General features: G+C 23.7%; 17 protein-coding genes. 7 read left to right on the top strand and 10 right to left on the bottom strand.

The genetic code is table 11. The annotated features are described in order from the left end of the window. The first annotated feature begins 40 nt into the window (after nt 1-40). Together CHTY_RS03330 and sufU are read left to right on the top strand one after the other, a co-directional pair. Nucleotides 41-955, top strand: a complete 915-nt coding sequence (locus CHTY_RS03330; protein WP_203552405.1) for a metal ABC transporter substrate-binding protein — start codon at nt 41-43, stop codon at nt 953-955. Nucleotides 956-980: 25 nt separating this feature from the next. Continuing rightward, a complete protein-coding gene (gene sufU / locus CHTY_RS03325) occupies nt 981-1,403 on the top strand; it encodes a Fe-S cluster assembly sulfur transfer protein SufU (protein ID WP_246454098.1) in 423 nt (140 codons plus the stop codon). A 143-nt stretch (nt 1,404-1,546) separates the two neighbouring features. Here sufU and CHTY_RS03320 read toward each other — a convergent pair whose 3' ends face one another. The 10 genes from CHTY_RS03320 to dnaA form a co-directional block, all read right to left on the bottom strand. Next, the gene (locus CHTY_RS03320; RefSeq protein ID WP_203552404.1) at nt 1,547-2,215 is read right to left on the bottom strand and encodes a hypothetical protein; all 669 of its coding nucleotides are present in this window, start codon (nt 2,213-2,215) and stop codon (nt 1,547-1,549) included. Between the two features lie 169 nt (nt 2,216-2,384). Continuing rightward, nucleotides 2,385-2,507, bottom strand: coding sequence for a hypothetical protein (locus CHTY_RS03595; RefSeq protein WP_281411824.1), 123 nt, complete (start codon nt 2,505-2,507; stop codon nt 2,385-2,387). 802 nt (nt 2,508-3,309) lie between these two features. Next, nucleotides 3,310-4,659 (bottom strand): coiled-coil domain-containing protein, encoded by a 1,350-nt coding sequence (locus CHTY_RS03315; protein WP_203552454.1) that lies wholly within the window; start codon nt 4,657-4,659, stop codon nt 3,310-3,312. A 299-nt stretch (nt 4,660-4,958) separates the two neighbouring features. Beyond that, entirely contained in the window at nt 4,959-6,041 is a 1,083-nt protein-coding gene (locus tag CHTY_RS03310) for a metal ABC transporter permease (RefSeq protein WP_203552402.1), read from the bottom strand. Beyond that, entirely contained in the window at nt 6,041-7,105 is a 1,065-nt protein-coding gene (locus tag CHTY_RS03305; protein ID WP_308705375.1) for a metal ABC transporter permease, read from the bottom strand. The genes CHTY_RS03310 and CHTY_RS03305 overlap by 1 nt, the downstream gene beginning before the upstream one ends. Nucleotides 7,106-7,118: 13 nt before the next feature. Beyond that, nucleotides 7,119-7,883 (bottom strand): metal ABC transporter ATP-binding protein, encoded by a 765-nt coding sequence (locus tag CHTY_RS03300; protein ID WP_203552431.1) that lies wholly within the window; start codon nt 7,881-7,883, stop codon nt 7,119-7,121. A 19-nt stretch (nt 7,884-7,902) separates the two neighbouring features. Further along, nucleotides 7,903-9,030: a metal ABC transporter solute-binding protein, Zn/Mn family gene (locus CHTY_RS03295; RefSeq protein ID WP_203552401.1), complete on the bottom strand. Its 1,128-nt coding sequence runs from the start codon at nt 9,028-9,030 to the stop codon at nt 7,903-7,905. 261 nt (nt 9,031-9,291) lie between these two features. Then, a complete protein-coding gene (locus CHTY_RS03290; protein WP_203552400.1) occupies nt 9,292-10,950 on the bottom strand; it encodes an AAA family ATPase in 1,659 nt (552 codons plus the stop codon). Nucleotides 10,951-11,179: 229 nt separating this feature from the next. Further along, nucleotides 11,180-12,316 (bottom strand): DNA polymerase III subunit beta, encoded by a 1,137-nt coding sequence (gene dnaN, locus CHTY_RS03285; protein ID WP_203552399.1) that lies wholly within the window; start codon nt 12,314-12,316, stop codon nt 11,180-11,182. Nucleotides 12,317-12,461: 145 nt separating this feature from the next. Further along, complete coding sequence (gene dnaA / locus CHTY_RS03280) at nt 12,462-13,892, bottom strand: chromosomal replication initiator protein DnaA (protein ID WP_203552398.1); 1,431 nt, start codon at nt 13,890-13,892, stop codon at nt 12,462-12,464. Nucleotides 13,893-14,601: 709 nt separating this feature from the next. Between dnaA and CHTY_RS03275 the strand changes: the two genes are divergently transcribed. The 5 genes from CHTY_RS03275 (at nt 14,602) to CHTY_RS03260 (ending at nt 16,772) form a co-directional block, all read left to right on the top strand. Beyond that, nucleotides 14,602-15,216, top strand: coding sequence for a sigma-70 family RNA polymerase sigma factor (locus tag CHTY_RS03275; protein WP_203552453.1), 615 nt, complete (start codon nt 14,602-14,604; stop codon nt 15,214-15,216). 31 nt (nt 15,217-15,247) lie between these two features. Further along, entirely contained in the window at nt 15,248-15,442 is a 195-nt protein-coding gene (locus CHTY_RS03270; RefSeq protein WP_203552452.1) for a hypothetical protein, read from the top strand. Continuing rightward, nucleotides 15,426-15,734 (top strand): DNA adenine methylase, encoded by a 309-nt coding sequence (locus CHTY_RS03590; RefSeq protein WP_281411827.1) that lies wholly within the window; start codon nt 15,426-15,428, stop codon nt 15,732-15,734. Before CHTY_RS03270 ends, CHTY_RS03590 begins: the two co-directional genes overlap by 17 nt. After that, nucleotides 15,718-16,278: a DNA adenine methylase gene (locus CHTY_RS03265; RefSeq protein WP_281411826.1), complete on the top strand. Its 561-nt coding sequence runs from the start codon at nt 15,718-15,720 to the stop codon at nt 16,276-16,278. The genes CHTY_RS03590 and CHTY_RS03265 overlap by 17 nt, the downstream gene beginning before the upstream one ends. Before the next feature lie 158 nt (nt 16,279-16,436). Further along, a complete protein-coding gene (locus CHTY_RS03260; protein ID WP_203552451.1) occupies nt 16,437-16,772 on the top strand; it encodes a single-stranded DNA-binding protein in 336 nt (111 codons plus the stop codon). The last annotated feature ends 319 nt before the right edge of the window (nt 16,773-17,091 follow it).

The following is a 17,091-nucleotide window of genomic DNA, read 5'->3' as shown; positions in this document are numbered from 1 at the left end:
CAAGTTACCCAAAACTAAACTTAAAAGGGAATTTATCAATATGAAACAAATAATTAAAATAGCAAGTCCTTTTGAACGAGTAATTAACACTTTATTAGAAATAAAAAATGATTTTAACGCCTATAACACTCAACTTCAAATTTTAAGCGAAAAAGAGGTAATCGACCAATATCAATTATCAAGCAACGATGCTCTTAAAGCTGGTTTAATTGATGCTAATATTAGTAATAATTTTCACACTATGCAAGGATATAACAATATTTATCAAAACAGTCCTGCACAAAAACTTTTAGTAATGGTAAGTCCATTATTTCACCCTAAATACGGCTTATTCATTCATAAAAATAATGCCTTAGGAGTAAAAACATTAGAAGATGTCAAAAAACATAAACATTTACGCCTTTTGTTTGCCCCTTTCAATGAGTTACATATAGCTCCTTGTGATTTATCTCGTTCTCTTTTTTTATTAAAAAAATTAAAACTTATTAACATTCCTGAAGAAAAAATCAAAACCAAAGGTTTTGAATTAAATTTAATGGATATCGAAAATATTTATGATTTACAATTTATGAAAACTTCTCATCTTTTAGATATATCCCAAAAATTTCAAAATCAACAAAAATATGATTTAGCTATTAATTGCCCTGGGATGATGCGTCATGATAATTTTATTAGAATAGGTTCTATCGGCGAAGGACCAGATTACAACATTGAGCCCCAAGAAGATGTCTTTTTATCTTATGCCGTCATTTTAGCCACCACCAAAGAAAACGAAAATAACCCTAAAATAGCTATTTTACAAAAAGTATTAAATAGCCCTAATTATAAAAAACATCAATTTGCATATGGTGGTACCACCCAAGATTATATTATGGTTGAAGATCCTATTGCTTTAAAAAAGAAAATAGAAAACAAATTCTTACATAAAACACAATCGTCAAGTTGTCATTTATAGATTAAGGAGAAAGGGAAAAGATAAAATGTTAGATCAAAAAAAACATGAAATAATTATGAATCATTATCGAAATCCTCAAAATCAAACTGATATCAAACATCAAGGTTATTGGCAATTTGAAAAAACAACTTCTTATTGTGGTGATCAAATTATCATCCAAATAAAACTCGATAGCAATCAAAGAATCTTAGATCTTAAATATGAAGCTAATGCTTGTTCCATTTGTTGTGCCTCTGCAAGTCTAATGTCTATACATATGAAAAAATTAGATAAAGAAGCATCTTTAAGAAAAATCAAACATTTTATAGCAATGATTAAACAAGAAACTTATCATGATAATGAACTTAATCAAGATTTAAAAACTTTTGATATAGTTTATCAATTACCTCATAAAATTAATTGTGTTTTGTTACCTTGGCAAACTTTAGAAGCTTTTTGGTCCCAATAACTTATTATATGAATATATATAATCAATTAAATAAACAACAAAATATAAAAATAAAAAAGACCTTTAAAAAGGTCTTTTTTAATATCATCCAAATTTACATTGAATTATAAATAATTTATTCTTATGTGAAAATATCAGTGTCTTTATGATTGATAAAGGTAAAATGATTTTATACCTAAAACACCATCAGGAAAATATTGTTGTTGGTATATCAATTCTTGATGATCATTATAAAAATAATCATATTGAAAATCGCTTCTATCTCCGAAAGTATATTCTTTTGCTTTAATAATTTGCCCATTGCTATTATAATCATATGTATATCTTTTTTCTTTTATGCCATGAGGGCTATAACACAATTTTTCGCGTACTCGTCGATTATCATAATCAAAATAGCTAAATTCATATTTATTCCCTAAAGTCTGATCAAAATTATAAATTTGTTGTTTGATTAATGTAGCGTTCTCATCATAAAAATATTCATTAATTCCCTCTGTTCTGACATTATTTTTAATACCGTTTATAATATAATTGGTTTTATCTTTAGGAAACATTCCAAAAACTATATAATCATTAATTATCTGTTTATTATTTTCTTGTTTAGTTAAGTTTAATTTAATTTTTTTAGGGTTATAATCAATTGGTTTTATCGCATTGATCTTATGAACGCTTTCATTGTTATTGTTTTGCTTTTCATTATTGTTTGCAAAACAGAAAAATAAAATCATAAATAGGACTAAGATAAAAGATATTATTGCAATAATTGTCAATCCCCAAAACAATAATTTCTTATTTTTCAAATTATATAACATCTACATGTATGTCTTTCTAGTTGTATTAATAATAATTAAAATTATAATTATTACATTATAATTATATGCTTTGAATATATAATTTGGAATAACTTTGTTACAAAAATATATAAAAGTTATAAAAAAGCCAAACGTTTAAATGAATAAACATTTAGCTTTTTTTATTAATTTATTTATTTTTTAATGTTTCGTTTAATTGTTTTAATAAAATATTGTTTTGTTCTAATTGTGTTATCTTTTCTTTTGATAATTGTATATTTTTTTCAATTAATTTTCTATTTTTTTCATTCATTGTTTTGTTCGCTTTATTTACAAAAAAACTGAATAATAACAAAATTAACGATACTAAAAAAAATAAAATTATATTATAATTGTCCATTTTATACACCTTTTTTTATATTTTATTTGAATATTTTTTTATTATTTTTTCACAGCGATATGATTAAGTGCGCGAGGATAAACAAAAGATAATGTTAAAAAGATAATAAGGTTTAATGTAAGCGCTATATATAAATGTGGGAAAAAGTATTTTAATACGTCAATAAAATTTTCACGTATTGTTAATTGTATTTTAACAAAAACAATCCATAAACAAATACACCGATACATTGAATCAAACTTAATTTTAACTTTAAATAGTTAAAGATTTTAGTAACATCTTGATTAAAGGGTCCTAATGATTTTAAAATACCAATATCTTTATGTTTTAATGTATATAACTTGTTTCATATAAATAATAAATTAAAACAGTTAAATTCTCTAATAAATTATATTCTTGAAAAACAAAACCTAAAAAATGATTACGATAAGAATTTAAGGAGTCAAAAGAATAAGAGATAATATTTTGACAATAAACATAAATATTTCCTTGAGTAGAATAATCTAATCCTCACAAAAGATTAAGTAAAGTAAATTTTTCAGATTCTGATTTATCTGTAATAAAAATTATCCTTTTTTCAGGCAAAGAAAAAGAAACATCCTTTAAACCACATGTATTATCCATTTTTTTGATAAATTACTAATTTTTAACATGAGGAAATATTAAATCCTCTTTTTTTACTAAATTATTAATATTAAGGATTAAAAACACGATGTTATTTAATTTTATTTTTTGAAGAACGTTTTTTAAGAACCATCCAGTAAATCATGGTAACTAACAAAGAGACACTAGAAACAGATGCAATAATAATTTTTGTCACATGCTCTCCAACAGCTTTTTTCGCTTTTTCAGGAATTTCTATTTCAGCCTTTACAACTTCATTTTTTACATGTTTTCCTGTTACCTCGAAAATTTGTCTACTTAAAAAAGAAATAATTTGTGATAAATTAGTTGACTTTTCGCCTAAACATCTAGCAAGTATTCGCGCTACAAAAGGATGTTCATTAAAAAATTTGTCTAATGCTGGAATCTTTTTTTCTGATTCATATTGCAACAATGCATCATTATCTGGTTGAGCTGAAACAGATGGCCAAAGATTAGTTATTTTAGACCACCAACTTTTTTTCTCTTCTGATGATAAAACTGCATTTGATTGATTAGTATCAGTGAATTTATTTTTGATATTTTTTAAATTATTTAGTACCGTTTTAAAATCATCTTTTAAAGTTGTTTGAGAAGAGGTAAACATAGACTCCAAGAAACTTCGTTCAGGAGCTAACAAGTTTAAAGCTTCTTCAAACTTATTTTCTTGCTGTAATTTTTTAATTTCATCGTGCGCACTTTGAATCTGTTTATAATTTTTATCGTTTATTAAAAACTCTTGAGCATTAATTAACAAGTTTTCCAACTCTGGTGTTTCATTAATTAATTGATTAATTTCTGTTTGAATAGATTCTATTGCTTCTAATTCTTGAGTTAATTGTTGTTGTTGTTTATTTTTAGTTTCTTTGATTTTTTTTAAATCATCTAGTACCGTTGTAAAAGCATCTTTTAAAGTTGTTTGAGAAGAGATAAACATAGACTTCACAGACTGCCATAAACTTTGTTTAAAACCTAACAAGTTTAAAGCTTCTGCAAACTTATTCTCTTGCTGTAATCCTTTAATTTTGGCATACACATCTTGAGCTGATTTATATTTATCATGATTTGTTAAATCATCTTTTAATTCAGGATTTTGTTCAATTAATTGATTAATTTCTGTTTGAATAGATTCTATTGCTTCTAATTCTTGAGTTAATTGTTGTTGTTGTTTAGTTGATTTATTTTCACATTCTTTTACTTTTGTATCAACTCCTTGGCTTGTACCTGAATTATCAGTTGTTGTATTATTATTTATAAAATTACGATCATAATCATCAACACCATAAACAACATTATCTCGATAAGGATTTTTATTCTTAAAACAGTGAACAAAATTAAAAATATGTAAAACTAATAAAAAACATAAATAAAATAAATGTAAAATTATTCCTATAAAAAATATTTTTTTAATTTTCAAATTCATAATTTAACTCCTTTGTATCTAGCAAAAAATTTTTATATTCGATCAATTATGTACTTTATATTATAATTGGTTCTCTATTTTAAGATACTAATTTATAAAACATTCATAATCAAAAAAAATTAAAAATTAAAAATTTGATAAAACAAACAATAAGTATAAAATTTATAATTAATATCATAGTAATAAAAATATAAATTTAAAAATGAAATTACCTATATATTATACCTTATTTTGAAGTATAAATTGTAAATATTCCAACTATTAAGAAGAATTGGAGGTAGCTAGTAAAATAAAAATGGTCAAATAGAAGAAGCTATTTTTTCTTCTAAAATTTGTTTACCTAAAGGTTTTAGAAAAATATAATTATTTTTAATCACAATATAATCTAATTTTAAAGATTTTTGGATACAACGATCATAATTAACACAAGACCATTGTAATTCTTCTTTTAATTTGGATAAATAATTAATTTTACAAGCTTTATCATTGTTATATAAATGCATTAAGAAAGTAATTATCATAAAAGATTTTTTTTGAAAATAATTTTTAATAATCTTGGCTATTATTCCATTTTGTGGTTCAAAAATAAGAACTAATAAAAAAAGAACTAAAATAACTACTGAAATTAATCCTGATACTGGAAGATCCAAGATAATTCCTAAAAAATAACCTAAACTAGAAGTAACAAAAGCAAACCACATTGATAACAAGATACAATTAATTAATTTTTTACTTAATAAAAGAGCAATTGAAGCAGGACCAATAATACATGCAATAGTCATCACAGAACCAACAATATCAAAAGAAATAACAGCTGTCACAGATATTAAAGCCATGAGACAATAATTAATGATTAAAGAAGAAAAACCTAAAATAGCAGCTAAAGCAGGATCAAAAATAAAAATCTTTAATTCTTTATAAAAAAGAATGATAAAACCAAGATTTACTAATAAAACAATAATAATTTTAGGTAATTGTCTTTGATTAGTTAATTCAATATTTCCTAATAAAGCAGCATCAGCATCCATATGAACATCACGAATATAAACACTAATAATGATAATAGCTAAAGCAAAGAAAAAGGTAAAAACAATCCCAATAGCAGAATCTTTTTTAATCCTAGGATTAGTACCTATTAATTCAACTAAACAAACAGTCAAAAGTCCAATTACAGTAGCTCCTAAAATTAAAAAAGGAGAATTTAAATTTCTAACTACTAAAAAAGCTAAAACAATCCCTAATAAAACACTATGACTAATAGCATCAATAACCATGGAAACTTTTTTTAAAACCAAAAAAACACCTAAAACCGACAAAGCTAAAGCACAAAAAATTAAAACCACATAAACATCTAAATCAAATTGATGGATTAATTTCAACATTATTTAAATCGTCCATCAATTAAATTTTCCACTAAATGAATTCCCTTAGCAGTAATGATAACTTGTTCTTGTTGTTTACTTAAATACTTTTCTTCAAATAAAAAAGCATCTATTTCAAGAACATTAAAATAAGTAAGATGTTTATAAAAATGAATTAATTGTTTAAATTTACGAATCTTTTTTTGATAACAATAGTTTTTAAATTTACGTGGCAAAACACCATATTTAGGAGAAAATAAAAAGACAATAAATAAAAGAATAGCTGTCGTAACTATAACAGCAGGTCCTGTAGGAACATTAGCATTTAAAGTACTTACTAAAACCCCAAATAAACCAGAAAAAACCATAATACAAGAAGCAATCATTAAATTGATTAATAATTTATCACTCATCTGACGAGCAATAACACCAGGCATAATTAAAAAAGCACTAGTTAAAATAATCCCTGTAATTTTTAAACTAATAACAATAACCCCAATTAATAAAGTATTAAAAATAACACTAATAAAAATATTATTAAAACCCATACTTTTAGCAAATACCTCATCAAAAATAAAAATCTTTAATTCTTTCCATAAACAAAAAACAACTACCAAAACTATTAAAGAAGCAATAGCTATATAAATCAAATCATCTTTGGAAATTAACGCCACTTGTCCAAAAATAAATTTTTCTAAAACAGCAATAGAACTATCTTGAGAACCTTTTTGAGCATAAGCTATTAAAACATTCCCTAAACCAAAAAAAGAAGATAACAATAAAGATAAAATAGTATCTATTTTAATTTTAGAATACCTTTTCATAATTTCCATCAAAAATAAAGAAACAAGAGCGGCCCCAAAAGAACCTAACCAAATAACCCAAATAGCAGTTTTATGAAAAAAAAGATAAGATATAGCAATTCCTGGCAAAACAGTATGAGAAACAGCATCCCCTAATAAAGCTTTTTGTTTTAAAATAACAAAAACTCCTAAAATACCCGCAGCAAAACCTAATAAAGAAATGCCTAAAAAAATTTTTAAAGTACTACTTTGACATAAAATATATATAATATCAGCAATCACATTAATTTACCTTTTAATATTTCTTATTTCCTGAGATTAGAGGAGGGGGGGAGGAAGGAGCAATATTTTTTAATTGATAATTTTGATATGTTTTTTGAATATTTTCAGCAGTAAAAGTAGTTGCAATAGATCCACTTGCTATCTTTTGAATATTTAACAAAACAACATGATCAAAATATTGAGGAACCGTTTCTAAATCATGATGTACTACAATAATAGTTTTATTTTCTTTTTGTAAATCTTTTAAAACGGCGATAATTTTTTTTTCAGTTTGAATATCAACTCCTTGAAAAGGTTCATCCATTAAATAGATATCTCCTTGTTGTGCTAAAGCACGTGCTAAAAAAATTCTTTGCTGCTGTCCCCCAGAAAGTTCTGAGATTTGGCGTTCTTTTAAAGCTTCCATCCCTACTTTTTGTAAAGATTGAATGACTATTTGATGATCTTTATTATTAGGTCTACGAAACCAACCTAAATGTCCATAACGACCCATTAAAACAACATCAAAAACAGTAGTAGGGAAGTCCCAATCAACTGAATTTCTTTGTGGAACATATGCTATTTTCTTTCTTACTTTTTTATACTTTTTTCCTTGAAATAAAATTTCTCCAGAAACTTTAGGAATTAATTCAATTAAAGTTTTAATTAAAGTAGATTTTCCTGCTCCATTAGGTCCTACAATGGCTGTTAAAGAACTTTGATAAAAATCAAGATCAATATCCCATAAAACAGGTTTTAAATAATAACTAACTGTTAAATCTTTAACTATAATTGCCATTTGATCTAGTTTAGTTTGATTATTCACTTGATAAGTTCTCCGTTATAATTTTAAGATTATTTAAAAAAGTTCCAATATAAGTTGCGTGTGAATATTGATTTGAAGTTTGGGAATGGGAAGGATCTGGAAAACTTTCTTGATATTTATCTGTTCCTAAAGAATCTGAATATAATTCTTCCTGCTCCACTATTTTAATTTCACCACTGAATCCCTGAACTCTTCTTTGTTTGTCAACCTCTTCTTTCAAACTTTTTAAAGAATCTTTAGGCATAGAAGTTTCAGTAAAAATAGCTTTAACATCTTGTTGAGCTAGTTTGCGTGCTAAAATGACTATTTTATTATTACTAGCTTCTGTTTGAGTAGAAATACCTTGGATTGATTCTAATTCGAAAGGGACTTTGTGGCGTTGACAAAAATCTTGCCAATAAGAAAAGGCATCATGAGCAGTTACTATAACTTTATTGGATAAAGGCTTCATTGAATTGATAATATGTTCTTTTAATTTTCCTAAAGCAGTATTATAAATATCAAAATTGGTGTTTAATTTTTCTTTGTCTTCTTGTGAGTTAACTATTTTTCTTTCTAAAAGTGCTTCTTTTAAATTTAAAAAAGTTTTGATCCATAAATCAATTTGAAACCAAATATGAGGGTCATAATCTTGTGAATTTGATTCTTTTAATAAAAACTCTTTATCTTCATCATCAGCCTTTAACAATTCACCTACATCAAGCAAACAATTAGGTTTAGCAAAACGTTGAAAAGCATCAGGCATTTTAGCTTCTAAATGAAGTCCATTCACAATTACTAAATCAGCTGCTTTAATTTTTTGACGATCTGATAACTTAGTTTTATAATTATGAGGATCAATTCCCACACCCATTAAAGTTTGGCATTCGATGTTTTTTATTTTTTGATATTTTTCTTGTTCTTTGGTTTCTTTAGTTTCAGCTGAATTAACATCGCCAATTAAATGCTTCACTAAATCTTGAAGCATAGTTGTTGTTGTGACTATTGTTTTATTTGAATTTTGAGAGGTTTTTTGTTGAAAAGAAGCAATTATAGGAATTAATAAAATAAAAGCGGTTATTCCAATTATTAAAAAAATTGTAATTATTGACTTTTTCTTATTTTTTTGAAAATCCTTCATAAATTATAAATACTTTTTTTCTAATTCATTAATCTTTAATACTTATTTAAAACTATTAAATCAAAAACAGTTAAAACTTTATTAATATCTTGTGAATTAATTTTATTAATCATATTAACAGTGCACCATGTTACTTTAAAATAACTGTTAATATAATATTATACACTAAAAACAAAAGATATGGTAAATAAATTTAATAAAAAAACCAAACTATTAATTGTTGTTTTAATAGTTCGGATAGTTTAAATTGAATAATTATGATTATTTTAATTTTAATTTGTTATCTTTAAATTGTGATTTGTTATCTTCAATTTCAATATCATTTTTTGTAATATCTTTAAAATCTTTATCAGATAAATTGTTATTGTTTTTAAGTTCTTGATATTGTTCTGAATCATCTTTAAATATATTTTTTATATCTTTTTGTTTTTTTATAATTTCTTTTGCTATTTTATATGATTCATCAATAATGTTTTCAATTTTTTTTTCAGTTTCAACATTTTGTGGAACCTCTTTTAAAGGGTTTAATCCTTTCATATTATCTTCTAATGACATCCCAAAATTTAAAACCATCTGACGAGCAATTTGATAAGCTTTATTTAAATCATCACCACAGCCAATACTAATATCTCCTAAATTTTCTTGTTCAGCTGCGCGTCCTCCTAAAGCAATGATAATTTTTTTAATTAAATCATTTTTAGTTAAAAATTTAGTATCTTCTGAAGGTAAATAAATAGTATAACCACCTGATTTACCACGTGATTTAGTGGTAACACGATGAACTTTAAAACCTAAAGATTTAGCAATAACTGCATGTCCCAATTCATGAATTATAGTTCGTTTTTTATCTTTATTAGATTTTTCCTCTTCTTTCACAGCACCAAGTAAAATTAAATCCATGGCATCATAAATAGTATTTTGATCAATCGAACCTTTTTTTTTCACTTCTTTCACCAAAGACATAATTTGAGCAGGAGAAAAATTAGAACCATGAATTACTGTTGCTATTTCCTTATAAAATTTTTCAGCTTGATCATCATTAGAGAAATTCTTACAAAGCATTTTTTGAAGTAAATCTTTAGTGGTTTTAAAATCAGGATAATCTAATAAAATTTTTCTTCCTAAACGTCCTTCTCTTAATAAAGCTTCATCCAAGACATCATCTCTATTAGTAGCAGCAATTATAATAGGTTGAGGAATTTGATTTGATGAAAAACCATCCATTTGAGTTAATAAAGCAGTTAGGGTTGATGTTTGTTCTGAGTTTCTATGAGAATCTCCTGTTCTTTTCAAACCTACAGCATCGATTTCATCAATAAAAATAAAGAAATATTTTTGATTTTTTTCTTGAGCAGTTTTGAAAGCGGTTTCAAAAAGCGATCTTATGCGAAGAGCCCCAACACCAACATATTTTTCAACAAAATCCGAACCAGTTGTAATAAAAAAAGGAGCATTATCACAAACAGAACCAGCTAAACATTTAGCTAAAAAAGTTTTACCTGTTCCAGGAGGTCCATGTAATAAAATTCCTCTTGGCAAATCCTCATTTATTTTCTTATTTGTTTTTTTATTTACTACATCAATATATTCTTTCAGTTGAGTTTTTAATTCATCATATCCAACAAAATTATCTATACTTAACTTTTTACCATCTTTAGAAGGTTGATATTGTTTATCACGAGCCCAATTAGTATCTTTTTCTTTTGTTTGTTCTAAAGTTTTGTGCAATTCTTTAGCTCCTGCCATCAACATCATTAAAAAAAAGATAACAAATAAATTAACAATAATAGTTGAAATACGAGCAATAATTGATAAATAATCTCTTTTAGGAGATTTAGGAAAGGGATAAATTGGGTTTTGTGGTGTTTGAGAGGGTTGTTGATTTATTTCATCTTCAAATCTTTGAGGTTCCCATTTCATAAATTATAATCTCCTTTTTTTTAAAATTTTATTTATATTTATTTGTTTTCTTAAACCTTGATATTGAAATATTGAAATTAAATAAAAAAATAATACATTAGAAATAAAAATATAAAAAAATTATTAATTTATCGATAATATAAAATAGTAACTTACTTATATTATAACACAAAAAGTAGTTATATTTAATATTTCAATGATCTTATCATTATATAAAAATATAAAGAAATTAATTATTTTCTATTAAAATTGGGAAAATTAAATGAATAGAAGATTCTTTTTCTAAAGTAGTAATGATAAATGGTTTTAAAGGATTTTCAAAATAAAAAATAATTTCTTTCATGGTTAAAACTTTTAAAATATCTTCTAAATATTTAGCATTAAAAGCTATTTTAAAACTGGAAGAGACAACTTCTAAAGGGATAATTTGTTCTAAAGCAGTTCCTAAATTTTGACTTGAAGTCGATATTTCAATTATTTTTTCTTCAGTTAAAACAAATGTAATAATATTGTTATTCCCTTCTTCTTTAACGAAAAATAAAGATACCCTTTCTAAAATTTTTATTAATTCTTCTCTATTTAAAACAATTTTAGAAGCAGAATTTAAAAAATTAAATTCTTGAATTTTAGGATAATTACCTTCTAAAAGAGTAGTTTGAAACCATAAATTATCAATTTCTAAAAAAATTTTATGATTATCTGAATAAATTTTTAAAGTTTTAGTTCCACAATTTTCCAATATTTTAATTAATTCTTCTAAGCTTTTATTAGGAATAACAATATTAAAATCATTATAAGTGATATCTAATTTAATATTTTTACGACTCATTCTAAAAGAATCAGTTGCCAAAGCTTTTAACGTTTGTTCTTGATAAATTAAATTCATTCCCATTAAAATAGGTCTTTTTTCATTTTTAGCATTAGCAATATTTATTTCTTTAATCATATTTTTAAAACGTAAAGTTTCAATTTCAAAAAAAGCTAACTTATGGAAAGCAAAATCAAGTGATAAAAAATCTAAAATTTCCATTAATTTTAATTTATATTCACAAAAGTTAGTTTTAATTACTAAAAAATTATTTTCTGTAATTGTAATTTTAATTAAAGAATCATTAATTTTTTTAATTATTTCAATAAAGTATTTTCCTAAGCAAGCTATTTGTCCTTCTTTCTTGATTTTCAAACTTGAATCATTAATTTTTATTTTGATAGCAATATGACCATTATTAACTTCTAAAATTAAATTATTTTTACAAGCTGTTAATTTTAAAGCATTAAAAATAGGGAAAAATGTTTTTTGTGGTAAAATTTTTTGAATTTTTAAAAGTTGCTCTAAAAAGATATTTTTGTTAATTTCTAAATACATTTAATTTAGTTTATCCTTTCTTTTTTATTTTTATTATCAATTATTATTATTATTATTTTCATCTTAATTCTTGTTTTAATCTTTTTAATCTTTTTAATCTTTTTAATCTTTTTAATCTTTTATTTTTTTACTTTTTCAAATCAAATTAAGAATTGATTTTTTTTAAAATAAGTTCAATTGACTTTTTTAATTCCAAGTCATTTTCACATTTCTTTTTAATTTTTTGATAACCTTTAAAAGCTGCTGAATGTTTTTTTTTAAAAAAACTACCAATAATATTATAAGGAAATCCTTTTATTTCTTTAATTAAATACATTGCAATATGACGTGGAAAAGTATATTTATGTTGTTTTTTTTCTCCCATTAAATCACGAATACTAATATTGAAAAAATTACTAACTACTAATTTTATTTTTTCTAAAACATCTTCATCATAAGAAATATTTTTTTTACTTTTAATTAAAGGTTCTAAAGCATCATTGGCGATTTTTAAATCAATTTCATAATCAAATATTTGAGCATAATTTAATAATCTTAATAAAGCTCCTTCCATTTCTCTAATATTATTGATAAAAAAAGAAGCAATTAATTCTAAAATTTCTTTTTTAACTTTTATGGGATTTTGATTTTCTTCTTGAAATTCTAATATTTTTTTCTTTAAAATATTGACACGATGTGAAAAATCAGGTTTTTGAATATCAACCATTAATCCACCTTCAAAACGCGAAATTAATCTATTCATAATATTTTTTAATTCTGATGCAGGTTTATCGCTTGTAATGATGATTTGTTTTTGATTTAAATAAAGATAATCAAATAATTTAAAAAATTCCATTTGAGTTCTTATAGCTCCTGCCATAATTTGGATATCATCAACTAAAAGAACATCAATATCACGATATTTTTCATTAAAATCTTCTATTTTAGCTTTTCTTAATTGGTTAGTAAATTCTTCAATAAAATCATCTGCTTTTACATATATTACTTTTTTAGCTTGTTTTTCTATAATATAATTTCCAATTCCTTGTATAAGATGAGTTTTACCGATACCAGTTTTGCCAAAAATATAAAAAGGATTAATTGAAATTTTAGTTTCTTTAATTATTTTTTTAGCTATATTAAATGCAAATTTGTTACTTTTTCCAATTACGAAATTATTTAGATTATATTTATGATTTATATTTCCGCAATTATATTTGTTAAATTTTATTTTTCTTTCTTCTATTGGAATATTTAAAAGAGAATTTTTAATTTCTACTTCTGATTTTTCTTGATTTTTCTTAATTTCTATATTTTCTTCATTAATATTATTTGATAAAAATTTTTCTTTGGAAATGAATTCAATGATTATTTTTTTCTTAATTTCATTTTTTATTAATTCTTTTATTTTTTTAAAATACATTTTATAAATTTTGTTTTTGATAAAATCTGTTTCTACTAAAATGATTATTTTTTTTTCTTTATCGTTTTGATAAATTTGTTTTATATTAGAAAATGTTTCTTTAAAAGCTTCATCACTATAAATTTTAGATAATTTTTCTAAAATTTCTTTCCAAATTTTAATATAAGATTCCATTATTTTACCTTTTTAAATTTTATTATTTTATTATTTTATTATTTTATTATTTTATTATTTTATTATTTTATTATTGTAATAGATTTTTTTGTACACTTAAGTTTAAAATCAGCTTTTAATTCCTTATTTTTTTTAAAAAAGAAGGATTTTTTTAGTAACTTTTTTTATCATTAAGTAACATTTTTTTCTCTTTTTTTAGATAAAGAGAATTTCCTTATTTTCAAGAAAAATAACTTTATTCACATAAAATCATAACATAAAAAATAATAAATTTTAGGAACAAAAATTTTTTACTTTTCCTAACTTGAAAAAAGGTGATTTTTTTGAAAAAAATAATAAATTTTAGGAACAAATAATAATTTTATTTCTTTTAAAAAAATACCCTTTTATAATTATAAAAAAGATGTTATTAATTTTTATAGGAACTTTTTTAATCCATTTAGGAAACAAAATTTTCATTTTTCTTAACTTTTATTTTAATGATTTATTTTTAAAAAAATGATGCTTATTTTATGTAACTTTTCCACATTAAATATTTTTTTATTTTATTTACTAAATTTTAAATATTTGAGGTGTTCCAAAAGTTTAGACACTTTTTATTTTTTAAAAATTCTTTAAGACTAATGATTAAGTCATTAGTCTTTTTTCTTTTCAAAGACTAAAATAATTTTCATATCTTTTCAAAAAAATATTTTTGGAAAGGAATAAAATGTTAAGACAAGAATTATTTAAAGAATTTTTAAAAAATAAAAAGAATTTAGAAATTCGGAATCAATTAATCGATTTACATTTACCCTTAGTAAAAAAAATAGCAAACAAATTTAAATATTATCCGCGTTTATTAACTAGAGAGGATTTATATCAAGAAGGAATCTTAGGATTAATTAAAGCCTTAAATAATTACCAAGATTTAGGTTATGACTTTATCTCTTATGCCACTCCAACTATCAAATCAGAAATAAGAGAACTAATAAGAAAAAGTCACTCCCCTTCAATCCCTCAAAAAACATATCAATCTAATAACACTTCTTTTCAAGAAGATAAACACGTTTGGCATTATCAAATTCCTAATCCTCATCAATTGTGGTTAAAACAAGTAAACCATGAATTACTGCTTAAAAAACTTAAAACCAAATTAAGTCGAAATGAATTTAATGTCATTAGATTAAGTTTCGGTGTTCCTTTAGGCAATATTAATGAAGATTATCAACCTAGTTATTCCAATCAAGAAATAGGCCATAAACTTAATTTAACTTTAAGACAAGTAGAAAATATTAAAAAAATAGCAATTAATAAATTAAAAAAACAAAAAGACCTTAAATAAGGTCTTTTTTGTTAAGAAAAGGAGTTACAAAATGAAAATAAACCCTCAAATAATTTTAATAATGTTAACTTTCACTTACCTTGGTTTCATTATAACCAACATTATGACTTTATGTTTTGGTTTCCATTTAGGAATTAAAGCAAACACCTTAATAAGCCTGATCTCAGATATCGTTTTTTTATTTTATTTATGGTTAAAAGAGAACAAACATGCAAAATTTCATTAATTGGGTAGGTTCTAAAAAGAAATTATTACCTCAGCTTTTACCTTTAATTCCCAAAAAATTCAAAACCTATTATGAACCGTTTTTAGGTAGTGGTGCTCTTTATCTTTCCTTAAAACCTAAAAAGGCGGTTTTGAACGATAACGATGTTAACCTTATGAGGATTTGGAAAAATATACTTTATAACCCTCAATCTTTTAACAAAAAAACATTATCAATTGAAAATTTGATTTATCAAACTTCTTCCCAAATAGAACAAAAAAACTGCTTTTCAAACGTTGTTAAGTTACTATAATTATTTATCATCTAAAAGAAAAAAAGGGTTAACAAAGGCTGTTATTTTCTTTATTTTAGGCAAATATTCTTTTCGAGGAATTTTAAGATATAAAAACAACAAATTATATACAAGTTTTGGTTACAATCCAAAACAAAAAACTAATATATTAAATTTAAATGATTTAATTACATTACAAAAACATTTTTTCAAAAATAAACATGTTTTATTATGTGTTGATTATCAAAAAATAATAAAAAATGCTAAAAAAGATGATTTTTTATTCATCGATCCACCTTATTACAATGGTCAAGATATAAAGACATCAACTTTTTATAAAGAACCCTTTAATTTCCAAGAACAAATTAATTTATTTCATTGCCTTGAACAAGCTCATCAAAGAGGAGCTAAATGGTTATATACCAATTATGATACGCCCGAAATTAGAAATTTGTTTAATGATTATCGTTTTAAAAGTGTGAAAACAACCACTAATTATAATTTAACCAATAAAAATAATAAGAACGAAATCATTATCACCAATTATCAAATTACTCCCTTTTGACCTCAATAAGTCTTTAAACTATTGAAAAAAATTAAGTTTTGGTATCAACGAAATATAAAATTCCAAAAAAAAATAAAATTAGTTTTAAAATTCACCAAAACCAAAACTTAATCAATTATTAATATTAAAAAAAATACAAATTAAAGGAGATAAATTTTATGTTAAATAAAGTTCAATTAATAGGTCGTATCACTCATAATCTCGAAAAACAATATATTAACAGCAACAACGAACAAATCCCTAAAATAGATTTCAATTTAGCAATTAACAACAAAGATAAAGTTCTTTTTATTCCTTGTGTGGTTTTTAGAACCCAAGCGGACAACTGCCATAAATACTTATATAAAGGTTCTAAAGTTTATTTAGAAGGAACATTATCTATTCAACAATACACCAATAACGAAGGTCAAAAGAAAACAAATACAAAAGTGATCGTACATAATGTCATCTTTTTAGATAATAAACCTACTCCAGCTGATAATTTACCATTTTAAAACAACATATTATTATATCCTCCTTATCAAGGAGATAAAAGAATAGAGCCTCGGGTAGAGGCGCTATTTCTATAATAACGGTCTTTTTTTGGACCGTTATTTTGATTTTAAAATGAAAAAACATATTGTATTAAATATCTTAATTTTTTTAAATAAACCAACAAAGGAGAAAATCATATGAGCGACGCCATGACTGAAATCTACCGCGGTACTTACTTCAAAGACCGCAGTAAATTAAAACCAAAAACTAAAACCAACGAAAACAAAAACAAAAAGGAGAAAATTAAAAATGACTAAAAAAGAATTAATTAAAAAACTC

The sequence above is a fragment of the Candidatus Phytoplasma meliae genome, from assembly GCF_016876135.2.
Note: the sequence above shows the minus strand (reverse complement) of the source record. Positions and strands in the feature narration are given on the sequence as shown.